Here is a 22,166-nt window from a genome sequence, read left to right as displayed (position 1 = left end):
GAGGGGCCTTCGGTCACTTCGACACCGCCCGCCGGGTCGCGCAGATTACCCGTCAGCGGAAGGTTCATTTTCCATCTCAAACTGCCGGGCTACGATCGTCGTCAAATCCGACAGCGAGAACGGCTTCTGGATGAAGGCTGAGCGCGCAATCAATGCCTGCGTGCCGGAGAAGCTCTCCTCGGCGTAGCCGGACATGAAGACCACAGGGACGTCAGGGCGTCTTTCCCGCGCGTGCCGAACCCATGTAGGGCCATCCATTCCCGGCATGATGACGTCGCTGACGAAGAGGTCGATGGAGACGGAGTCGTCGGATACGATCTCGAGAGCGCTCTCGCCATCCTCTGCCTCGATCACCTCGTATCCGCGCAAGCGTAGTGCGCGCGTGGCGAATGCGCGTACGGGCGCTTCGTCCTCGACCAGCAGGATGACCGCTCCATCGGCATCCTTCGCCGCTTGCTCGGGGCGCGGCGCCTCCGGTACGGGCAGCAAGGGAACCGCGTCGGCGGGGAAAAGCAGCGTGAACGTCGTGCCTTGGCCCTCCCGGCTGTCCACGAAGATGTAGCCGCCGATCTGCTTTACGATGCCATATGCGGTGGACAGGCCGAGGCCGGTCCCCTCGCCCGTCTTCTTGGTCGTGAAGAACGGCTCGAAAATCTTCTTTCGGACGTCGGGCGGGATTCCGGTTCCCTCATCCACGACGCTGACCTCGACATAATCCCCGATCGGGACGGTTGCGCGATCGCGGGTCAAAGGCCTTTCAAGATGTACGGACCGTGTCGAGATATCGATTCGCCCGCCGTTCGGCATCGCATCGCGGGCATTCACCACGAGATTCATGATGACTTGCTCGAGTTGCCTTCGATCGGCGCGGACCAACGGCAGATCAGGCGCATGGTTCAGCGCGAGCGTCACGCGCGCGCCGACCAAACGGTCAAGCAGATGCGTCAGGTCAGAGAGCAGATCGCGCAGCGCCACGCTTTCGAGCTTCAGGTTCTGCTTCCGAGAGAAGGCCAGCAGCTGCCCGACGAGGCTGGCCGCACGGTTGGCGTTCTGGTTGATCTGCTCGAGATCGGCAAAATCCGGGTCACTCGCGTCGCGGCGCAAGAGAAGAAGGTCGCAATGGCCGCGAATCGCGGTCAGCAGGTTGTTGAAATCATGTGCGACGCCGCCCGCCAGCTGCCCGATGGCCTGCATCTTCTGCGACTGCACCATCTGCGCCTCGAGGGTCTTCAGATGAGTCGCGTCATGCATGACCGCCATCAGCCGGTTGCTGCCGGATCCGGGCGCTCGGTCGAGAACGATCTGAATGAACATGTCCTCGGTCCGGCGCGATGCCCGAACGACCTCCGGTCGTGCGAGACCGAGCCCGGCGAAGGCATCGAACACCCATTTCGGCACGGAACGGCCGAGGCCGTCCACGATCTCGTGGAGCCCGACGCGCTCGCCCTCGCCGATCTTCAGCACGCCGCGCGCGCGCAGGTTCGCCGACACGATCATTCCATCTCGGTCGATCTCGATCAGCGGGAGGGGGAGCGCTTCGAAATCGACGGGAGACGCTTCGGTCTCGGCGGCGGGCGCGTCGTCCAGCCGCCAAAGTAGATCGCCTCCGACAACTTGCTGAACCGTCAGCCGGCGCGGCGGAGTGCGTGCCAGGCGGCGCTCGGCACTGCCTTCGGCCAGGGCGCGTGCGCGCAGATCGGCAACGACTTCCGATGGATCCGCAAGGTCCGAGGCAAGCAAGCGGTCCAGGTCGCCCGCGTCGTTCGACCACACGAGACGGCCGGCGGAATCAGTCACGTAAGCTGGCCGCCGGTCGTTGCCGAACAGATCCCGCAACACCTCGGCCCGGCGTCGGCGACGCATCGAAGCGGGCCCGCCGATCACCAGCACGCACAGGGCCACGGCGGCGAGCGTGGCGGCGGCGGCGGCCAATGGCACGGCGTAGTTCGTTGCCGGCACCACCCAGGCAGACAGGGCCATCGCGAATGCCAGGACAAGCAACCACGCCGCCCGATACCCGAGGCGAGCGGCTTCGTCCGCGAGCGGCAGCCTGATATCGGACACGTACCCGGCGCCCCCTTGATAACTTCACCAATCAGGATCGGACGAAACCGTTAACGACTGGTTAACGCCCGCCCGGTTCGTGGCGCAGAAGCGCACAGTAAAAGCCGTCTCCGCCATCCAGCGGCGTGAATTGCCGGTCGACAAGACGTTCGACAGGCGCATGTTGCGCAAGTGCCTCGACCCGCTGGCTGTTCTCGTCGTCCAGCATCGAGCACGTGACATATGCCAAGACGCCGCCGGGCGCGACATGGCGCAGGGCCTGTTCCAGTATCCGGCCCTGCAGCGCCGTCAATTCGGCAATCCGGTCCCTGGTAAAGCGGATCTTTCCTTCGGGACTACGGCGCCATGCCCCACTGCCGGAACACGGCGCATCGACCAGCACCAGGTCGTATCGCGCGTCGTCCCGAAGCCCGGCCGGCGGCACGACCGTTATCTCGGCGCCAGCACGAACGGCGCGAGGCGGCAGGTCGACCAGGCGACGTGGGTCGGCATCGTGGGCATGGATCTTGGCGCCCGTCCGCGCCGCAAGGGCGAGCGCCTTGCCGCCGCCCCCGGCGCAGTAGTCCAATATCCGCGTCACCCCGTCGAGCGGGAGCATGTCCACCACCGCCTGGCTTGCCGCGTCCTGCAACTCGACGAGCCCGTCGCGATAGGCAGCAGACGTCTGAACCCGGCGAGCGTTCTCGATGACCTCGAGCGCGGATGGCGACAGCGGACTTGGGCGCGTCGCGATCCCGTCTTGGACGAGAACCGTGCGCGCCGTCTCGACATCGGCCCGCGCGGAATTGACCCTCAGGAAGACCGGCGCGCGGTCCTGCAGAGTGCGCATCACCGGCTCGAACGACGGCCCGAGCGAAGCCTCCAGCCGCGGCGCGAGCCACGCAGGGCAATCGAGGTCGGCCAGCCGGTCCGGCGCCGGGCGCTCCGCACCCTCGTCGGCACCGAGTGGCGCCGGCCCATATCCGGCTCCGGTGAACAGGGTGTGGGGCGCGATCCCCGTGGCCCGAAGATAGCCGATCATCCGCGACCGCCCGTCCTCCCCACCGCCGAGCGCTGCCGAAGACCACCAGCGCCGCAATACACCGAAGACGAGGTCGCGGATGGCGGCCCGGTCCTTCGAGCCTGCATGTCGGGCACCCCGTGCCCAAGCCGTCAGGACACGTTCGGCCGCCTCCCCGGCCACCACGCGATCGAGGCACTCGATCGCCGTCTGAACCCTGGCTGCCGGAGTCACTTAAGGCGACGCCTTCGCTTCATCCCGCAAGCCAATCATCCCAAACGGTAATTCGGAGATTCGCGTACGATTTGCACGTCGTGCACATGGCTCTCCTTCAGCCCCGCCCCGGTGATCCGGACGAAGCTGCAGTTCCGCCGCATCTCCTCGATCGTCGCGCAGCCGGTGTAGCCCATAGCGGCCCGCAGCCCGCCCACAAGCTGGTGCACGACTGCGCTCGCGGCGCCCTTGTAGGGCACCTGCCCCTCGATCCCCTCGGGCACCAGCTTGTCGCTGGCCGCGTCCTTCTGGAAATACCGGTCGGCCGAGCCGCGCGCCATCGCGCCAAGCGAGCCCATCCCGCGATACGCCTTGAACGACCGCCCCTGGTACAGGATCACCTCGCCCGGGCTCTCGTCCGTGCCGGCGAGCATCGAACCGACCATGGCGCAGGACGCCCCTGCCGCAATCGCCTTTGCGAAGTCGCCCGAGAACTTGATCCCGCCATCGGCTATGACCGGAACGTCCCCGGCCGCGGAGGCGGCGTCCATGATCGCCGTCAGCTGCGGCACGCCGACACCGGCAACCATCCGCGTCGTGCAGATCGAGCCCGGCCCGATCCCCACCTTCACCGCGTCCGCCCCCGCATCGATCAGGGCGCGTGCGCCCTCGGCCGTGGCAACGTTGCCGGCAATGATCTGCACCTCGTTCGAGATGCGCTTGGCCCGGCGCACCGCCTCGGCCACGCCCTCGGAATGGCCATGAGCGGTGTCGATCACGATGATGTCGCATCCCGCATCGGCCAGCGCCTCGCTCCGCTCGAAACCCGCATCGCCCACCGTGGTGGCGGCGGCGACCCGAAGGCGGCCCAGCCGATCCTTGCAGGCTGCGGGGTTCAGGATGGCCTGCTCGGTGTCCTTCAGCGTCAGAAGGCCGGTCAGCTTTCCCTGCCTGTCCGTCACGAGAAGCTTCTCGATCCGGCGCGCCTTCATCAGCTTCTTCGCCTCTTCGAGCTCGGCCGGTTCTTGCAGGATGGCGAGGTTGTCCTTCGTCATCATCGCCGACACGGGCGTCGCATCGTCCGTAGCGAAGCGCATGTCGCGGTTCGTGACGATGCCGACCACGCGATTCTCGGCGTCGACCACCGGGAAGCCCGTGACGCGGAACCGCTCTTGCAACGTCTTCGCATCAGCCAGCGTCTGATCGGCCCGCAGGGTGATCGGCTTGTAGACGACCCCGCTTTCGAACCGTTTTACGCGGCGGACCTCGTCGGATTGTTCCTGCACCGTTAGGTTGCGGTGGATCACGCCAATCCCGCCGGACTGAGCGATGGCGATGGCCATGCGCGCCTCGGTCACGGTATCCATCGCCGAACTCAGGATCGGGATGTTGAGGGAGATCTCGCGGGTCGCGCGGGTGCGCGTATCGGCGGTCGACGGCAGCACGCTCGACGCGGCGGGCTGCAGGAGGACGTCATCGAAAGTGAGGGCCTCGCGAATCTCCATGGGGGTCTCCTTGGGAGGCTTCGGTTGGCACGTCCCTATTTCACGGCTTCAGGCGGATGAAAACCCCGGATTGACGCGCCGCCTCGCCGCCTGGCAGGGCTTTCCATCCCCGACAGACGAGGTATTGTTCAGGGTACAGCAAAAGGCAGGATCCACATGTCGTATCGCACCATCGAATACGGAAACCTGATGCATGACGCCATGCGCGGCCTGATCCGGAAGGTCCTGCTGGACGTCGAGGAGCATGGCCTGCCCGGCGAGCACCATTTCTTCATCACCTTCGACACGCTGCACCCTGATGTCGAGATCGCAGACTGGCTCAGCGATCGCTATCCCGGCGAGATGACCGTGGTCATGCAGCACTGGTACGATGGGCTCGAAGTCGGGGAGGAGGGCTTTTCGATCACGCTCAATTTCGGCGACAGCCCCGAGCCCCTCTACATCCCGTACGAGTCAATCCGCACCTTCGTGGATCCTTCGGTCGAGTTCGGCCTGCGCTTCGAGACGCCGGAAGACGCCGACGAGCCGGACGCCGACATGGTCGAGATCGACGACGACGAGCCCGGTCCGAGCGATACCCCCAAGGAAGCCGAGATCGTCAGCCTGGACAAGTTCCGCAAATAACCGGGGCCGCGAGCGTTCACGTCATTGCCTGAGGCGCACCCGCATGGTTCAAGCCGCTGCGACAAGGACGCGAAGAGGCAGATGATGACCGACACCCGCACCGAGACCGACAGCTTCGGCCCGCTCGAAGTTCCCGCCGACAAGTACTGGGGCGCGCAGACGCAGCGCTCGATCCAGAACTTCCCCATCGGCTGGGAGAAGCAGCCCATTGCCATCGTCCGCGCGCTTGGCGTCATCAAGAAGGCCTGCGCCCAGGCGAACAAGGCGAACGGCAAGCTCGACGCCCGCATCGCCGACGCCATTGTCGAAGCCGCGGGCGAAGTGATCGACGGCAAGCTCGACGACAACTTCCCGCTGGTTGTGTGGCAGACCGGGTCCGGCACCCAGTCGAACATGAACGCCAACGAGGTCATCGCGAACCGCGCGATCGAGATGCTGGGCGGCACGATCGGCTCGAAGGACCCGGTGCATCCGAACGATCATTGCAACATGGGGCAGTCGTCGAACGACACGTTCCCCACGGCCATGCACATTGCCACCGCGATGACCGTGCGCGACGTGCTGCTGCCGGGGCTCGACAAGCTCGCCTCGGCGCTCGAAGCCAAGTCCGAGGCCTTCGCCGACATCATCAAGATCGGCCGCACGCACACGATGGACGCCACGCCCCTGACGCTGGGGCAAGAATTCGGCGGTTACGCGCATCAGGTCCGCATGGGGATCGAGCGGGTGAAGGGCGCCCTGCCCCGCATCAACGAGCTTGCCCAGGGCGGCACGGCCGTCGGCACCGGGCTGAACACCTCCGCCGGCTGGGGCGAGCAGGTCGCGGCGAACATGGCCGAGATCACCGGCCTGCCCTTCGTGACCGCCCCGAACAAGTTCGAGGCGCTGGCCGCTCACGACGCGATGGTCGAGATGTCGGGCGCGCTGAAGGTCGTCGCGGTGTCCTGCTACAAGATCGCCAACGACGTCCGCCTTCTGGGCTCCGGCCCCCGCTGCGGCTTGGGCGAGTTGATGCTGCCCGAGAACGAGCCCGGCTCGTCCATCATGCCGGGCAAGGTGAACCCCACGCAGGTCGAGGCGATGACGCAGGTCTGCGCCCACGTGATGGGCAACGACGCCGCCGTTGGCTTCGCCGGGTCGCAGGGCCAGTTCGAGTTGAACGTCTTCAAGCCGATGATCGCCTACAACGTCCTGCAATCCATGCAGCTTCTGGGCGACGCAGCCGTGGCCTTCACCGACAATTGCATCGCGGGCATCGAGGCCAACGAGGCGCGGATCGAGAAGCTGATGCGCGAGTCGCTGATGCTGGTGACCGCGCTGGCCCCGACCATCGGCTACGACAACGCGACGACGGTGGCCAAGACCGCCCACAAGAACGGCACGACGTTGAAGGAAGAGGCCGTGAACCTCGGTTTCGTCACCGAAGCCGAGTTCGACGAGGCCGTCCGTCCCGAAAAGATGATCGGACCCAAGTGAGCGATCCCGTCAACCTCAACCGGGCGCGCAAGGATCGCGCCCGGGCCGAGAAACGGCGCGAGGCGGACACGAACGCCGTCAAGTTCGGTCGAACCAAGGCCGAACGAGAGGCCGAAACCGCCCGCGCCGAGCGCGAGGCGGCCAAGCTCGAAGGGCACAAGCGCGAGGAATGAGCGGCCGTCCCCAGAAGCACTCCCTGACATTGCGCGGCCATCGGACGTCGGTCTCGCTCGAGGATGCCTTCTGGCACGAGTTCCGCCGCATCGCCCGTGACCAGGACCGCGCGGTAAACGACCTGGCCGCCGAAATCGACGAGGGGCGCGGGACCGAGATTGGCCTCGCCTCGGCGATCAGGGTCTTCGTCCTGGACCGAGTGCGCGAACGGTCGGAGCAGCCCTAGCTTGCGACGAAGGACTGACCCGACTCAGAACGTTTCCGGGTCATCCCGCTTCTCCAGCGTCAGCCAGATCCCGTCCCGCGCCCTGACCGTCAGATGGGCGACCAGCACGGGCACCCGGCCCTCCACCGGCTCCACCCGAAAGCGGGCAAGAATCGCCGCGAGCAGCACCACCCCTTCAGTCATGGCGAACCCCGCGCCCGTGCAAACCCGCGGACCGGCCGAAAACGGGATGAACGCCTCGCGCGCGCAACGCCGCCCGTTCTCGGTGCTCCAACGGGCCGGGTCGAAGGCGTCGGGATCGTCCCAAAGCCGATTTTGCCGATGCAGGTGCCACGGGCTCAGCACCACCAGATCCCCCTTCCGCGCGGCGCGATCGCGCAGGGCCTCGTCCTGCATCGTCTCGCGCACCATCATCGGCACGGGCGGGTAGAGGCGCAGCGCTTCGCGGAACACGTCCCGCGTGATCCGGAGCCGCGAGAGCCCGGCGAACTCCGGCGCGGCCATGAACGCGCGCGCCTCTTCGGCCATACGGCGCTGCCAGTCGGGATGCGTCGCCAGAAGATAGAGAGTCCACCCAAGAGCCGAGGCCGAGGTCTCGTGTCCCGCGAGGAAGAAGATCGCCACCTGATCCACCATCTCGTCTCGGTCGAACCGATCCCCCGTCTCGGGATCGACCGCCGTGAGGATCTTCGTGGCCAGATCGTCCGGCGCGGTCCCTTCGGAAATCTCGCGCTGCCGCTCGGCCACGAGCCCCCCGATCAGAGCGCGGATGCGCCGAGCGGCCCGCCGCGCCGCGGGCCGGTGAAAGCGCGGCATCCACTGCGGCAACGGTATGAACGCTCCGAGGTTCAGGATCGGCTGCGTGCGCTGGTAGGCGCGGAACTCGTCGAAAACAGCCCGTGCCGTCGCATGTTCGATCGGGATCGAGAAAAGCGTCCGGAAGATCACGTCGGCGGCGACGTGGCTCGCCTCGGACTCGATCTCGACCCGGCCCTCGGGCAGCCGCTCGACCATGGCCCGCGCGGCGCCGAGCATCGCCGGGAAGGTGTCGCGCAGGCGGCCCCCCCCGAATGCGGGATCGATCAGGCGTCGCTGACGGCGCCAGACCTCGCCGTTCGTCAGGAAGACCGACCGCCCGAGAAGGGGCCGAAGCCCCTCTCCCACCCGGCCTGACTTTGGAAAATCCATCGGCCGTTCGCGCAGCACGCGCGCCACCAGCGCGGGATCGTTGATCATGAAGGACCGGAAGAAGGGCGTGCGGAACTCGGCCATCCACGCGCGGTAGAGCCGCTCGGGTTGGGCTGACAGGATATCGGCGCGGAACAGGCGCAGGTAGCGCCAGAGCGAGACCTTCTCCGCCCGCGCCCGCGGCTTCGGCGGCGTCATGCGGCGGTCGAGATGTAACGCGAGGCCGGCCGCTCGATCCGCGACCGCGATGGTGCGCGGGTGCCGAAGCGCCCGGCCAGGGTGAGCGGACCAGCCGTGACCGCGAAGTAGTCATAGGCGTCGCGTCGCGCCGGCAGGTTGTCGAAGGCACAGAGATATTGGAAATGCAGGCGAAAATGGTGCCGCCGGAGTTTCGACCAGGTCTCGGGCCGCAACGTATGGGTGAATGCGGCCGACAGGATCAGCGGGCCCGTCCGTGGACTGTCGGCCACCCCCGCCACTGCAACCGGGTCGCATAGCGCGAAGGTGCACCCATCCCCGGGTGCGGAAACGTCGACCCAAGCGAGCGCACGTGTCGAGCCGAGCAGGCGCAGATCCGCGCGCAGCCGGTGCGCGTCCGGCAGGAACGACACCATCGGCACCACCTGCCCCAGCGACAGGAATGACAGTCGGGGGCCATTCGCCGGCACCTTCCCCGCCCGGACCACTTCAGCCAGCACCGAGATCGCGACATGCGCGCCCGAGGAATGACCGACGACCAGCACCTCGTCGACATCATCAGCCAGAGCGTCCGAGAGGATACGCGCGAACTCGGCAATCCTCGCCTCGAGCGCGGGTGGATTGGCCCCCTTGAAACGGGCCGAGAAAGCGTAGTTGTGCATCAGGTAATAGGCGAAGAACCGGCCGTCCATCTTGCGAAACCACCGCAGCACGGCGACGAGGCCCAAGCCCCCGACGGCCGAAGCCATGACGGTCGGCACGAAAACCCCCGCGATCCCCACCAGCGCACCCGCGGCTGCAAGCGCGGCTGCCAGTTGCGCCAGAAGCATCGCCATCGGGTAGAGCGCGGCGATCACCGGCCCCTTGCGCAAACCCATCAGCCGCGAGAAGGCGCCGGTCGAAAGATAGATCCAGGCCGTGCGGCACATCTGCCAGTAGGTTGCACCGACCCCGGCTTCCATGCTGTCGCGCACGATGTCGGACCAGACGAGCACCTCGCACGCCGTTTCGACGACCTCTCCCTCGATCCGCGTCTCGACGCTCCAGCCGGACGGCGTCCCGTTGCTCAGCGCGATCTCGTACCCGCGCAACGCCGCCTGCGCCGCGCCTTCGCGGCGATAGAGCTCGCGGTAGCGGCGCGGGGGCATGGGGTCATAGCCCGGTATGTAGAAGACGCGCCGCCGGCGCACCTGCGCTTGTGCCATGCCACCTCGCAAGATCGGACCCGTTCTGCCTACATGAACAATCCGGCGAGATTATGCCTCAGCCAAGGCGCGCGAGCGCCGGGAACGTCTCGAGCAGCCAATAGGACACCGCCGAGAACGCGCCGGTGACGAGCGCCAGCCCCACCAGGATCAATAGCGCGCCCATGATCTTTTCGATCAACCCCATATGCCGCTTGAGCCGGTTCATCAGGCCCGTCGCGCGCTGCAGGAACATCGCGGCCAGCAGGAACGGGATGCCAAGTCCCGCGGCATACATCGCCAGCAACGTCGTGCCTCGCGCTACGTTTGCCTCGGAGGCCGCCATCGACAGGATCGCGCCGAGCTGCGGGCCGATGCAGGGCGTCCAGCCGAAGGCGAACGCCAAGCCCAGGACGTAGGCGCCGAGCGCTGATCCCCCCCTGTCGCCCGCGTCCAGCCGCGCCTCGCGGTCCAGCACAGATATGCGGAATACGCCCAGAAAATGCAGGCCGAACACGATGACCACGAGTCCCGAGATCCGGGCGAACAGCGTCTGGTACTCGAGGAAGAACGCCCCGAAGGCCGATGCGGTGAACCCGAGCAGCAGGAAGACGGTCGACAGACCCATCACGAAGAACAGCGCCGGCAGCACGGCCCGGCCCGTCCGCGCGGATGGATCATTGAGAGTGATCCCGCCCATATAGGCGAGATATGGCGGCACGATCGGCAGAACGCAGGGTGACAGGAACGACAGAAGCCCCGCGAACAGAGCGATGAGCATGGCTGGCACCAGGGCCGCGTCGATGATGTCGAAGCCGATCATGGCCAAGCTCTAGCCTGCCCGCGCGCGGGCGTCACGGGGGCAAACCTCACATCGCCGTGGCGGCGCGGCAAAAGGGTCGGGACAACCCCGCGCGCAGATGGGATAGAGGCGGCATGGAACATGATGACGAACTCGACGCGCTCGGCCTCTTGTGCCCCTTGCCCGTGCTGAAGGCGCGCAAGCGACTTCAAGCGATGCCCTCCGGAGCCGTGCTGCGTGTGCTGGCCGACGATCCGGCCGCCGTGGTGGATATCCCGCATTTCTGCGCGGAAGCCGGCCATACCTTGGTGGCCCAGTCGGACGAGGGCGCCGCGCAAACCTACCTGATCCGCAAGAACTGACGGACGGGCCGCGTCCGAAAGAAAAAGGGCCGCGAACGATGTCGCAGCCCCTTGGCTTTACTTGCGCAGCGACCACCAGCCGCGGCGCTTGGGCTTCCCGTCGTCCTCACCGTCTCCATCGGCCATCTCGGGCTCCCGCTCGGGCGCGGGGGGCGCGACGGGGGTGTCCTCGGTGATCGACTGGGCGACCTCCTCGTTCACCGGAGAGGAGATGTCGGTCACTTCCTGATCGGCCTCCTGCGGCTCCTGATCGGCCTCGGGCGCCGCTTCGGCCGGCAACGGAGCCTCGGCCACCGGTTCAGCCGGCTCGGGCGCTGCGGGTTCGGGCTGCTGCGTCGTCGGCTCGTCCGCATGTGCTGCGCCGGCTTCATCGCCGCCTTGCGGGTTTGCCGGGGCGACGGCGGTGGCCTCGACGATCTCTTCCGAGACGGCCGCGCTTACGGGGCTGTCGACCTTCGGCGTTTCATCCGCATCGGTCTTCTTGCGCGACCGCGAGCGGGTCCGGCGGCGCTTGGGCTTCTCGTCCGTGTCCTCGGGCGCATCCGCGGCCTGGTCGGAAGAGCTGTCGTCCTGATCGTCATCGTCCGACTCGTCTTCGTCGCCATTGCCGTTTTCGCCGTTCCCGTTCTCGCCATTGGCCTTGCCACCCCGGCGACGCCGACGACGCCGACGCTTCTTCTTGGGCTGGTCATCATCCGATGCCTCGGGCGCTTTCGCTGGCTCCGGCGCTTCAGGCTCATCGGCCGCTTCCGGCGCGGGCGGCGCTTCGGAGGCATCGACCTCGATCGGTTCGTCTTCGGGATCGTCCATCGAGGCTGATTCCGACGTGATCGCGGCGGTTTGCTCGACCACGCGGATCGTCTGGTGCTTCAGCTTCTCGACCTTGAAGTCCGGGCTGATGAGGGTCGGGTCGGCCTCGAGCCGCACGGCCATGCCGTAGCGCGCCTCGATCATCGCGATATGCTCGCGCTTGTGGTTCATCAGGTAGTTGCAGATGACCACGGGGACGGTGACACAAACCTCCTTGGTCTTCTTGCGCGTCCCTTCTTCCTCGAGCTGCCTCAGGATGGACAGCGCGACGTTCTCGTCCGAACGCAACAGGCCCGTGCCGTGGCAATGCGGGCAAGGCTGGGTCGTCGCCTCGATCATCCCCGGACGCAGTCGCTGGCGCGACATCTCCAGCAGGCCGAAGCCGCTGATCTTGCCCACCTGGATACGGGCCCGGTCTGTCTTCAGCTTGTCCTTGAAGTGCTTCTCGACATTCGCGTTGTGCTTGCGGTCTTCCATGTCGATGAAGTCGATCACGATCAGGCCGGCCAGGTCACGCAGGCGCAACTGGCGGGCCACCTCTTCGGCGGCCTCCATGTTGGTCTTGTAGGCGGTCTCCTCGATGGAGCCTTCCTTGGTCGCCCGACCCGAGTTCACGTCGATCGCAACCAGCGCCTCGGTCACGCCGATGACGATGTAGCCACCCGAGGGAAGCTGCACCGTCGGGTTGTACATGGCCGACAGGTAGCTTTCGACCTGGTGCCGCGCGAACAGCGGCAGCTGATCGACGTAGTGCTTCACGTTGCGCGCATGGGACGGCATGATCATTTTCATGAAGTCCTTGGCGGTGCGATAGCCAAGCTCGCCCTCCACCCAGACCTCGTCGATCTCGCGGTTATACAGATCGCGGATCGACCGCTTGATGAGGTTGCCTTCCTCGTAGATCGGCGCGGGTGCCACGGATTGCAGCGTCAGCTCGCGGATCTGCTCCCACATGCGCTGCAGGTATTCGTAGTCGCGCTTGATCTCGGTCTTGGTGCGCCGGGCCCCGGCGGTGCGGATGATGAGGCCCGCGCCGCGCGGAACGTTGAAGGAGGACGCGATCTCCTTCAGCTTCTTGCGGTCGGCGGCGCTGGTGATCTTGCGGCTGATCCCGCCGCCACGGGCCGTGTTGGGCATCAGCACGCAGTAGCGGCCGGCCAGCGACAGGTAGGTGGTCAGCGCGGCGCCCTTGTTGCCACGCTCTTCCTTGACGACCTGGACCAGAAGGATCTGGCGGACCTTGACGACTTCCTGGATCTTGTAGCGCTTGGCACGCGGCTTGCGGGCGGGGCGCACCTCGTCCTGCACGTCGTCGTCGGCGACCGACTCGATCGAGTCGTCGTGCCGCGACGCATCGCGCCTGTTGCCCTCGTCGCGCGGATCGGCCTCGGGCGAGGTTGCGCCCTCGGCATCGGCGACGTCGACCACGTCCATGCCGGGGATGCCTTCGGCGATGGCGGCGGTGCGGGCCTCGGCGAGGTCGTCGCCCTCGGGCGTGCTCTCGTCGCCCGCGCGGCGCGCGTCGTCACGATCGTCGCGCGCGGCTTCGGCGTCAGCTTCTTCCTGCTCTTCGGCAATGAGGGCCTGACGATCGGCGACCGGGATCTGGTAGTAGTCGGGGTGGATTTCCGAGAAGGCGAGGAAGCCGTGCCGGTTGCCGCCGTAATCCACGAAGGCCGCCTGGAGCGACGGCTCCACGCGGGTAACCTTCGCTAGATAGATATTGCCGGCGAGCTGGCGCTTGTTCTCGGATTCGAAGTCGAATTCCTCGACCTTGTTGCCGTCCACCACCACGACGCGGGTCTCTTCCGCGTGGGTGGCATCGATGAGCATCTTCTTTGCCATGTAAACGATATCCGTACGCAGGCGGACGGGCGCCCCCCGGGGGGCGTCGCACGTGATCGGCCGGCGTTTTGAGGTGGGGCGATGCTTGCGCGGTCCGAAAGCCCCCGCCCTGCCACTGGCAGACGGTACGGGCTGGATGTCGGGGTGGCGCGGCGCATCGCAATACTACTCCGGCGCGACTCGAGGCCGCGCCAATGAACGGGGGCCCCTCGCACGTTTCAAGCGGTCAGGGCAGCGATCTGCCTGATCGGCCCCGGAAAACGGGTCGCCGTCAGCGAAATCATTCCGGAAACGACGCTGCCTTGCGGCGAACGCACGGTCCCGATGGGACATACTACGTCGGAATACACAGAAATGACAATGAGAAGTTGCGCCGAATGCATCAGACAGGGCGCTGCGACCGCAGCGCCCTGTCTGTCGTTCAGCTGCTCAGGTAGTCCGAGCGGCTCAGGCCGTACTTGGCCATCTTCTCGTTAAGCGTGCGCCGGGGCAGGCAAAGCTCGTCCATGACGGCAACGATTGACCCCTTGTGACGGCGCATCGTGTTGTCGATCAGCATCCTCTCGAACGCCTCGACATACTCCTTCAGGGGCTTGCCCTCTGTCGTCATGCCAGGGTCGCCATCGTCTTCGCCGACCATCAGCAGGGACGAAATCGTGCCCGTCCCACGCCGGTTCTGCATGGCGGCACGTTCGGCCACGTTGACGAGTTGCCGGATGTTGCCGGGCCACGGCGCCTGCAGAAGCTGCGCGGCCTCCTGTGCGGAAAGCTCGGGCGCCGCACCGCCGTAATCCTCGGCCGCCTGCTCGGCGAAGCGGATGAAGAGCGTCAGGATGTCCTCGCCGCGCGAGCGCAGCGGCGGCAGGGTGATCTTCATCGCCGCGAGCCGGTAATAGAGGTCGGGGCGAAGCACGTCCTCGCAGGTCTTGCCCTGCTCGGAGAGGTTCGAGATCGCGATCACCCGCGTCTCGGCCGGGCTGCCCTGGTCGTTCATCCACGTCAGAAGCCGCGCCTGGAGCGACGGGGGCAGCGCGTCGATATCCTCGACCACCAGCGTTCCGCCACGGGCCTGCTCGATCAGCGGCACGTCCGTCTCGCTCGGTCCGAACAGGCGTTCGGCCAGCGTCGCCTCGTTCTGCCCTGCGCAGGAGAACAGGACGAATTTCTGCTTGGCCTTGGCGCCGACCGCGTGCAGCGCGTGGGCGGTCAGCGTCTTGCCCGTCCCGGTCTCGCCGTCGATCAGCACGTGGCCGTCGGCCTGTCCCAGGTCGAGGATATCCTCGCGCAGCCGCTCCATCACCGGGGACGCGCCGATCAGCTTCTTCATGATGCCCGAGGGGTCGCCCAGCTCGCGCCGAAGCTCGCGGTTGTCCAGCGTCAGCCGCCGCGCGTTCGTGGCCTTCTTGGCCAGTTCGGTCATCCGCTCTGGGTTGAACGGCTTCTCCAGGAAATCGAACGCGCCCACACGCATCGCCTCGACCGCCATGGGCACGTCGCCATGGCCGGTGATCATGATGACGGGCAGTGCGCTGTCCACGGACATGACCCGCTTGAGGAACGCCATCCCGTCCATCCCCGGCATCTTGATGTCCGAGATGACGATGCCGGCGTAGTCCGGCCCGATTCCCTTCAGCGCGTCCTCGGCATTGGCGAATGTCTCGGTGTCGTAGCCCGACAGGGCAAGCCACTGGCTGACCGACTGCCGCATGTCCTTCTCGTCGTCCACGATCGCGATCTTCATGGCATGGGCCATCGACTACTCCGCTGCCTTTACGTTCTGCCACAATGGCATCTCGATTTCAAAAACGGCCCCGCCATCGGGGCTGTTCCGTGCCGTCAGGCGGCCGCCCAGATCTGCAATGATCCCGGACGAGATCGCAAGACCCAGACCGGTGCCGTCGCCCGGCGCCTTGGTGGTATAGAACGGCTCGAAGAGCTGTTCGAGGTCGGTAATGCCGTGGCCGTTGTCGCGCACGGTCAGATATGCGTCATCTCCCGCCGAGAGCAGAAGCTCGATCGAGGGCCTCTTGACCTCGTCGGTCGCGTCCACGGCGTTCTTCAGCAGGTTCACGACCACCTGCTCGATGCGGATGCGGTCGGCCAGGACCAGCACCGGCTCGGGCGGGACGGTGCGCTCGATCCTGATGTTCCGCGTCTTCAGCTGCGGCTCCATCAGCGCCAGCGCGCCCGACAGGCAATCGCGCAGGTCCACAGGCTCGAACGCGGTGCCGCCCTTGCGGGCATAGGACTTGAGCTGCCGGGTGATCGCACCCATCCGCTCGATCAGGTCGTCGATCCGGTGGAACGAGGCGAGCGCCTCTTCGTGGCGCTTGCGCTGCACCAGAAGGCGCGCGCCGGCGAGATACGTCTTCATCGCGGCGAGCGGCTGGTTCAGTTCGTGGCTGACCGAGGCCGACATCTCGCCCAGCACGGCCAGCTTCGAGGTCTGCGCGACCGTCTGCTCGGCGACCTGCAGGTGCTTCTCGGCCCGCTCCCGCTCGGCCACGGCGCGTTGCAGCGCAGCGTTCAGGCGGCGCAGCTCGAGGCTTTCGCGCTGGAAGAAGCTCACCCGGCTCAGCGCCTTGCGACTGACCAGGAACGAGCCCCCGGCCAGCAGCAGCGCGAACCCCATGATCTCGAGCGCGAGGACCCCGTTCACCTTCTCGCGCACGCTGGCATAGGTGGTGAAGGAGGTCATCCGCCAGCCCTGGAACGGGATTCGGGTGGATTGGCGCATCACCGCCTCGCCGCCGACATAGGCGTCCACCGGCACCACGGACCAATCGGCCGTGGCTTGGATCGCCCGCTGGATCGCGCCGGTGGCCGAGCGGCGGGCCAACGCCTCTTCCTCGGTGAGGCCGCGCCAACGGCTTTCGGTGGCGAGGACGATCTGCCCCTCGCTGTCGGTCACCATGACCGCGTCCGAGAACCCTGCCCAGCTCTGTTCGAACTGCCGCAACGCCACGCCCACGACGATCACGCCGATGAGCTCGCCCTCGATCTCGACCCGGCGGGAATACGAGAAGTTGAAGGCCCCGCTTTCGGCGCGCGTCGTGGTGAACACGGTGTCGGGCGAACGTTGCGCATTGACGAAATACGCTTCGGATCCCCGCGCGGCGCCCAGGAAGTTGCGGTCGGTCGCGGCGACCACGCGGCCGCCCTCGTCCAGGAGCATCAGCGAGGCGGCACCGATCTCGTCCAGGTACGAGATCAAGCGCTGGGTCGTCTGCGTGTAATCGCTGCTGTTCAGCGCCCCGATCAGCGCCGGATCGCGGCTGAGCAGCAGCGGCACCACGCTGGCCCGCTGCAACGCGCTCATCAGGTTCCCGGAATAGAGCGCAAGCCGCACCTCGGCCCGGTTCCGGGTGCTTTCGGTGAAACGCTCGGTGAGGAACCTGTTGCTGACCCAGACCGTGGCGACAGCCACGACGAAGACAAGCGCAACCGCACTGCGAAGCAGCCAGCGCCGGCGCCATTCGCGTCGGGCGAGGGTATCGGGGGCCTCGGTCATCTGCCTTGGTTACAACGCCGAAGCGGCGCTCACAACCTCACGCAGTGGCCAGCGCATCCACCAACCCGGCGAACAGCGCCCGCCCGTCGGTATTCCCCAGCACCGGGTCAGCGGCCCGTTCGGGATGCGGCATCATGCCAAGCACGCGGCCATTCTCGCTGACGATGCCGGCGATGTCGTGATGCGACCCGTTCGGGTTCTCGGCATAGGTGAAGGCCACCCGCCCCTCGCCCCGCAGTTTTGCCAGCGTAACCTGGTCGGCGGTATAGTTGCCGTCGTGATGCGCGATGGGGATCTCGATGCGTTGCCCAGCCTCGTAGCCGGCGGTGAAGACGCTGTCGGCCTCACCCACGATCAGCGGGACGGTGCGGCAGATATACTTGATCCGCTGGTTGCGCATCAGCGCACCCGGCAGAAGCTGCATCTCGGTCAGCACCTGGAAGCCGTTGCAGATGCCCAGCACGTAGCCGCCGCGCACCGCATGGTCCGCGACCGCCCGGCAGATCGGCGACTGCGCCGCGATCGCCCCCGAGCGCAGGTAGTCCCCGTAGGAGAACCCGCCCGGGACACCGACGATATCCACGCCCTCGGGCAGGGTCGCGTCCTTGTGCCAGACCATCGTGGTTTCGAGACCGGCAGCCTTGAAGGCGCCCGCGAGGTCCCGGTCGCAGTTCGATCCGGGAAAGACGATGACGGCGGCCTTCATGCCTGACGCTCCAGTTCCGTGATCAGCTCTGCCGCGTCCGACCAGTGATCGAGCCGCAGCGCCACCTCCGTCCCGTGATTGTGCAGCGCCTTGAAGCAGACGCCCTTGCCCGAGAAGCCTGGGAAATGCCGGGGAGAGTCGTCGATCAGGATGTCCGCCTGCAGGATGCCCTTGTTGCCGCAGAAGACGTAGTTCTGCGGGTCGATGAAGGGGAAATGCTTCGCCAGCCAGGCGATCTTGTGCGGGATCGAGGCCGGATAATCCATCGCCGCCGTGGCCACGAAGATCTCGTGCCGCTCGACCAGGGAAGCCACGGCCTCGGCCGCGCCGTCCATCGGCTGGAGGTTCGCGAAGAAGAAGCCCTTGTGCATCTCGCATTCGACGGCCGCGGTAACCTCGGCGGGCGCCAGGTCGCTCAGCTTGCGTCCGGCGAGGTCCTCGTCCGACGGCGCGCAACCACGCGACGCGAACAGCGCGTACTTGGCCGCGTGCGTGTCGGTCATGACCTCGTCCATGTCGATGGCGATGCGCATCACATCTCGATCCTGTAGCTTTCGATCACGGTGTTCGCGAGAAGCCGCTCGCACATCTGGGCGACCTGCTCTTCGGAGGTGCCGTCGGCCAGGTCCAGCTCGATCACCTTGCCCTGGCGCACGCCCTCGACGCCATCGAACCCCATGGAGCCGAGCGCATGGCGGATGGCCTCGCCCTGCGGGTCGAGCACCCCGTTCTTCAGCATCACGTGGACCCGTGCCTTCATGACCGATACCTCTTTGGCGCTTGGTATTTCGTCGCGCGAATAGCGCGAAGCGGCCACGCCGACAACCGCTTGGCGCCACAGGGCCGTCGCATGGCGCACCGCGCGCCATGCGGGCCGTTCAGTTGATCAGCGTGGGCTTCTTCGCCGCGTGCGTCACGTTCGAAGGCAGAACGCCCAGACGCCGGGCCACCTCGGTATAGGCATCGGTCAGGTTGCCCAGGTCGCGGCGGAACACGTCCTTGTCCAGCTTCTGGCCGGTCTCCATGTCCCACAGGCGGCAGCTGTCGGGGCTGATCTCGTCCGCGACGATCAGGCGCTGGTAGTCGTTGTCCCAGACGCGGCCGATCTCGATCTTGAAGTCCACCAGCTTGATACCGACGGCCATCATCACGCCGGACATGAAGTCGTTCACCCGCAGCGCAAGGGCGACCATGTCGTCCAGATCCTGCTGGGCGGCCCAGCCGAAGGCCATGATGTGCTCTTCCGACACGAAAGGATCGCCGAGCTTGTCGTCCTTGAGGCAGAATTCGACGATCGGCCGCGGCAGCGCGGTGCCTTCGGCCAGACCCAGGCGCGTCGACAGCGACCCGGCGGCGAAGTTGCGCACGATGACTTCCAGCGGGATGATCTCGACCTGGCGGACGAGTTGTTCGCGCATGTTAAGCCGCTTGATGAAGTGGGTCGGCACGCCGATCTGGCCCAGGCCCTTCATGAAGAACTCGCTCAGGCGGTTGTTCAGGACGCCCTTGCCCTCGATCGTCGCCCGCTTCTCGGCGTTGAACGCGGTGGCATCGTCCTTGAAATACTGCACGATGGTCCCGGGCTCGGGGCCTTCGTAGAGTATCTTGGCCTTGCCTTCGTAGATCTTCTTGCGGCGCGCCATGAGAAAAACCTTTCGCGGTGTCAGGCCTCGCCTATATGGCAATCGCCGCCATGCGGCAAGAACGGCACCACCCGCCCGCGCGCCCGCGACGGACCGACACAGGAGAGCTGCCGATGACGTCCATCCTAGACGACCGCTTCCAGGCCCTGGGCGAGCCCTGGGCGCTCGAGGCGGACCTCCGCCTCTCGATCCGCGCCCGGGCACAGCGTCAACTGGCCGAGTGGGCGGTCGGAGAGTCGCACCGCGCAATACCCGACGGACCCGGCACGGTGCGCCGCCTTCTCAAGGCCGGCTTCGCCCCCGAGGGCGAGACCGCATTCCTGCGCGCCGTGGCCGATGAAACCGGCGCGAACCCGGAGGATCTCGCCCAGAGACTCGAGGACTATGCGCGCGAGGCCGAGGCGCGGGCGCAAGCCGAGGTCGAGGCCGACTGACAGCGCGCCGCACATCGTCATGCACGATCCTCATTTGCCCTGACCCGCGCAATCTGCAAAGCACGCATATTGCCAGCTGGAGACGCCCGATGCCCGACGCCCTGACCGACATGCTCGCAAGCCGCGACTGGATCCTCGCCGACGGCGCCACGGGCACCAACCTCTTCAACATGGGCCTCGACTCGGGCGACTCGCCCGAGATGTGGAACGTGGAAAAGCAGGACAACATCCGCGCTCTCTATCGCGGCCCGGTCGAGGCCGGCTCGGACCTGTTCCTGACCAACACCTTCGGTGGCAACGCCTCGCGCCTGAAACTGCACCAGGCCCAGCACCGCGTGGCCGAGTTGAACCGCGCCGGCGCGGAACTCGGCCGCGAGATCGCCGACAAGCAGTCCCGCAAGGTGATCGTCGCGGGCTCCATGGGGCCCACTGGCGAAGTCATGCACCCGCTGGGCGCGCTGACCCACGACCTCGCCGTCGAGATGTTCGAGGAGCAGGCCCAGGCCCTGAAGGACGGCGGTGCCGACGTGCTCTGGGTCGAGACGATCTCGGCCCCCGAGGAATACCGCGCCGCCGCCGAGGCCGCCTCCCGCGTCGGCATGCCCTGGTGCGGGACCATGTCCTTCGACACCGCCGGGCGCACGATGATGGGCACCACCTCGGCCGACATGGTCAAGCTCGTGGGCAAGCTCGACCCGGTCGCCTTCGGCGCCAATTGCGGCGTCGGCGCCTCGGACCTCTTGCGCACCGTTCTGGGCTTCACCGAGGCCGGCGCGCCCAAACCCGTGATTGCCAAGGGCAATGCCGGCATTCCGAAATTCGTCGAGGGGCACATCCACTACGATGGCACGCCCGAGGTGATGGCCGACTACGCCGCCCTCGCCCGCGACTGCGGCGCCCGGATCATCGGCGGCTGCTGCGGCACCACGCCCGACCACCTGCGCGCAATGCGCGAGGCGCTGGAGACCCGGCCCAAGGGCGACAAGCCCACGCTGGAAGAGATCGAGGCGAAGCTCGGCGGCTATTCGTCGGCCAATGACGGCACCGGCGACAACCTGCCCCCCAAGCGCGAGCGTCGCGGCCGCCGTCGCGGCTGAGTCAGAACAGGGACGGCTGCCGGTCGTCCCCCAGCGGCACCGCGAACAGGTCGCGCCTCAGCGGCGGCAGTTTGGCATCGAGCCCCAGCCGCCGCGCCGCAAGGTCGAACCGCTTGGCCGTCAGCTCGGCATAAAGCCCCTCGCCCCGCATCCGGTGGCCCCAGTCGGCGGAATAAAGCTGCCCGCCATGCATCTCGCGCAGCCGCGCCAGGACCTTGGCCTTCCGCCCCGGCGCGTTCCGCGAGAGCCAGTCCTCGAACAGGCCCGACACCTCGTAGGGCAACCGCAGCATGACCCATGACGCGGCGACCGCCCCGGCATCACGGGCCGAGGACAGGATCGCGTCGATCTCGTGATCCGTCAGCCCAGGCACCACCGGCGAGACCATCACGCGCACCTCGACCCCCGCCTTCGCCAGCGTCTCGATCGCCTTCAACCGCCGCACGGGCGACGGCACGCGCGGCTCCAGCGTGCGCGCCAGCCCCGCGTCCAGCGTCGTCACGCTGATGCCGACGCGAGCAAGGCCGGCGCCGCTCATCTCGCCCAGGATATCCACGTCGCGCTCGACCATCGCCCCCTTGGTCGCGATGGTCAGCGGGTGGCGGAACCGTTGCAGCACCTCGAGGACACCACGCATGATCCGCCGCTCGCGCTCGATCGGCTGGTAAGGATCGGTGTTCGTCCCCAGCGCGATCACGTCGCAGCGGTAGCTTTTGGCACGCAGTTGCTTGTCGAGCGCCGCCGCCGCACCGGGTCGCGCGATCAGCTTCGTCTCGAAATCGAGGCCCGGCGACAGGCCCAGATACCCGTGCGACGGCCGCGCGAAGCAGTAGATGCAGCCATGCTCGCAGCCCCGGTACGGATTGATCGAGCGGTCGAACCCGATATCGGGCGAGGTGTTGCGCGCGATGATCGCGCGGACGGCCTCGTCCCTGACCTCGGTCCGGGCGAGCGGCGGCTCTTCCGGCGTCCAGCCATCGTCCACCGCCTCGCGCGTATGGGCGTCGAAGCGGGTTTCGGGGTTGGCGTCCGTGCCGCGGGCGCGGGTCCGGATGCGGGGCGGCGGCATATCAGTCATGGCCCGCATATATAGAACGTATGCAG

The 22,166-nt window shown here is 66.9% G+C and carries 21 protein-coding genes; 7 read left to right on the top strand and 14 right to left on the bottom strand.

What is annotated here, in order from left to right; translation table 11 throughout:
• Positions 1-45: 45 nt before the first annotated feature.
• From PAM7066_RS14185 to guaB, 3 genes are all read right to left on the bottom strand, one after another.
• Entirely contained in the window at positions 46-2,064 is a 2,019-nt protein-coding gene (locus PAM7066_RS14185; protein ID WP_245749692.1) for a hybrid sensor histidine kinase/response regulator, read from the bottom strand.
• Between the two features lie 61 nt (positions 2,065-2,125).
• Entirely contained in the window at positions 2,126-3,298 is a 1,173-nt protein-coding gene (locus PAM7066_RS14180; protein ID WP_085854882.1) for an RsmB/NOP family class I SAM-dependent RNA methyltransferase, read from the bottom strand.
• A gap of 35 nt (positions 3,299-3,333) precedes the next feature.
• Complete coding sequence (gene guaB, locus PAM7066_RS14175) at positions 3,334-4,782, bottom strand: IMP dehydrogenase (RefSeq protein WP_085854881.1); 1,449 nt, start codon at positions 4,780-4,782, stop codon at positions 3,334-3,336.
• Between the two features lie 156 nt (positions 4,783-4,938).
• Here guaB and PAM7066_RS14170 point away from each other — a divergent pair, with 156 nt between their 5' ends.
• The 4 genes from PAM7066_RS14170 (at position 4,939) to PAM7066_RS14155 (ending at position 7,282) form a co-directional block, all read left to right on the top strand.
• Positions 4,939-5,406: an SspB family protein gene (locus PAM7066_RS14170; protein WP_085854880.1), complete on the top strand. Its 468-nt coding sequence runs from the start codon at positions 4,939-4,941 to the stop codon at positions 5,404-5,406.
• An 84-nt stretch (positions 5,407-5,490) separates the two neighbouring features.
• Positions 5,491-6,882, top strand: coding sequence for a class II fumarate hydratase (gene fumC / locus PAM7066_RS14165; protein ID WP_085854898.1), 1,392 nt, complete (start codon positions 5,491-5,493; stop codon positions 6,880-6,882).
• Complete coding sequence (locus PAM7066_RS14160) at positions 6,879-7,055, top strand: DUF4169 family protein (protein ID WP_085854879.1); 177 nt, start codon at positions 6,879-6,881, stop codon at positions 7,053-7,055. The genes fumC and PAM7066_RS14160 overlap by 4 nt, the downstream gene beginning before the upstream one ends.
• Positions 7,052-7,282 carry a ribbon-helix-helix domain-containing protein gene (locus PAM7066_RS14155; protein WP_085854878.1) on the top strand — a complete coding sequence of 77 codons (231 nt, stop codon included), beginning with the start codon at positions 7,052-7,054 and terminating at the stop codon, positions 7,280-7,282. Before PAM7066_RS14160 ends, PAM7066_RS14155 begins: the two co-directional genes overlap by 4 nt.
• 24 nt (positions 7,283-7,306) lie before the next feature.
• Here PAM7066_RS14155 and PAM7066_RS14150 read toward each other — a convergent pair whose 3' ends face one another.
• Genes PAM7066_RS14150 through PAM7066_RS14140 form a run of 3 tightly spaced genes read right to left on the bottom strand, consistent with a single transcriptional unit; the run spans position 7,307 to position 10,675 of the window.
• Positions 7,307-8,668 carry a cytochrome P450 gene (locus PAM7066_RS14150; RefSeq protein ID WP_085854877.1) on the bottom strand — a complete coding sequence of 454 codons (1,362 nt, stop codon included), beginning with the start codon at positions 8,666-8,668 and terminating at the stop codon, positions 7,307-7,309.
• Positions 8,665-9,873, bottom strand: a complete 1,209-nt coding sequence (locus PAM7066_RS14145) for a hypothetical protein (protein ID WP_085854876.1) — start codon at positions 9,871-9,873, stop codon at positions 8,665-8,667. The genes PAM7066_RS14150 and PAM7066_RS14145 overlap by 4 nt, the downstream gene beginning before the upstream one ends.
• A gap of 58 nt (positions 9,874-9,931) precedes the next feature.
• Positions 9,932-10,675, bottom strand: a complete 744-nt coding sequence (locus tag PAM7066_RS14140) for a cytochrome c biogenesis CcdA family protein (RefSeq protein WP_085854875.1) — start codon at positions 10,673-10,675, stop codon at positions 9,932-9,934.
• A gap of 113 nt (positions 10,676-10,788) precedes the next feature.
• Here PAM7066_RS14140 and PAM7066_RS14135 point away from each other — a divergent pair, with 113 nt between their 5' ends.
• A complete protein-coding gene (locus PAM7066_RS14135) occupies positions 10,789-11,016 on the top strand; it encodes a sulfurtransferase TusA family protein (protein WP_085854874.1) in 228 nt (75 codons plus the stop codon).
• Between the two features lie 57 nt (positions 11,017-11,073).
• Here PAM7066_RS14135 and PAM7066_RS14130 read toward each other — a convergent pair whose 3' ends face one another.
• From PAM7066_RS14130 to purC, 7 genes are all read right to left on the bottom strand, one after another.
• The gene (locus tag PAM7066_RS14130; RefSeq protein ID WP_085854873.1) at positions 11,074-13,671 is read right to left on the bottom strand and encodes an Rne/Rng family ribonuclease; all 2,598 of its coding nucleotides are present in this window, start codon (positions 13,669-13,671) and stop codon (positions 11,074-11,076) included.
• Positions 13,672-14,092: 421 nt separating this feature from the next.
• Positions 14,093-15,424 (bottom strand): sigma-54-dependent transcriptional regulator, encoded by a 1,332-nt coding sequence (locus tag PAM7066_RS14125; RefSeq protein ID WP_085854872.1) that lies wholly within the window; start codon positions 15,422-15,424, stop codon positions 14,093-14,095.
• A gap of 3 nt (positions 15,425-15,427) precedes the next feature.
• Positions 15,428-17,182: a sensor histidine kinase gene (locus tag PAM7066_RS14120; RefSeq protein WP_085854871.1), complete on the bottom strand. Its 1,755-nt coding sequence runs from the start codon at positions 17,180-17,182 to the stop codon at positions 15,428-15,430.
• A 37-nt stretch (positions 17,183-17,219) separates the two neighbouring features.
• Positions 17,220-17,888: a phosphoribosylformylglycinamidine synthase subunit PurQ gene (gene purQ, locus PAM7066_RS14115; protein WP_085854870.1), complete on the bottom strand. Its 669-nt coding sequence runs from the start codon at positions 17,886-17,888 to the stop codon at positions 17,220-17,222.
• Positions 17,885-18,421, bottom strand: a complete 537-nt coding sequence (locus tag PAM7066_RS14110) for a 5' nucleotidase, NT5C type (RefSeq protein ID WP_085854869.1) — start codon at positions 18,419-18,421, stop codon at positions 17,885-17,887. The genes purQ and PAM7066_RS14110 overlap by 4 nt, the downstream gene beginning before the upstream one ends.
• The gene (gene purS / locus PAM7066_RS14105; protein ID WP_085854868.1) at positions 18,421-18,648 is read right to left on the bottom strand and encodes a phosphoribosylformylglycinamidine synthase subunit PurS; all 228 of its coding nucleotides are present in this window, start codon (positions 18,646-18,648) and stop codon (positions 18,421-18,423) included. The genes PAM7066_RS14110 and purS overlap by 1 nt, the downstream gene beginning before the upstream one ends.
• A gap of 118 nt (positions 18,649-18,766) precedes the next feature.
• Complete coding sequence (gene purC / locus PAM7066_RS14100; RefSeq protein WP_085854867.1) at positions 18,767-19,531, bottom strand: phosphoribosylaminoimidazolesuccinocarboxamide synthase; 765 nt, start codon at positions 19,529-19,531, stop codon at positions 18,767-18,769.
• 113 nt (positions 19,532-19,644) lie between these two features.
• Between purC and PAM7066_RS14095 the strand changes: the two genes are divergently transcribed.
• Both PAM7066_RS14095 and bmt read left to right on the top strand, forming a co-directional pair.
• A complete protein-coding gene (locus tag PAM7066_RS14095) occupies positions 19,645-19,965 on the top strand; it encodes an ATPase inhibitor subunit zeta (RefSeq protein ID WP_085854866.1) in 321 nt (106 codons plus the stop codon).
• An 89-nt stretch (positions 19,966-20,054) separates the two neighbouring features.
• Positions 20,055-21,062 carry a betaine--homocysteine S-methyltransferase gene (gene bmt / locus PAM7066_RS14090; RefSeq protein WP_085854865.1) on the top strand — a complete coding sequence of 336 codons (1,008 nt, stop codon included), beginning with the start codon at positions 20,055-20,057 and terminating at the stop codon, positions 21,060-21,062.
• Between the two features lies 1 nt (position 21,063).
• Here the strand turns inward: bmt and PAM7066_RS14085 are convergent, their stop codons facing one another.
• Positions 21,064-22,140: a PA0069 family radical SAM protein gene (locus PAM7066_RS14085; RefSeq protein ID WP_085854897.1), complete on the bottom strand. Its 1,077-nt coding sequence runs from the start codon at positions 22,138-22,140 to the stop codon at positions 21,064-21,066.
• Positions 22,141-22,166 lie beyond the last annotated feature (26 nt).

It is taken from the genome of Palleronia marisminoris (assembly GCF_900172315.1).
Taxonomy (GTDB): Bacteria; Pseudomonadota; Alphaproteobacteria; order Rhodobacterales; family Rhodobacteraceae; genus Palleronia; species Palleronia marisminoris.
The sequence above is the reverse complement of the archived record's forward strand: the minus strand, read 5'-3'. Positions and strand labels throughout refer to the sequence as shown.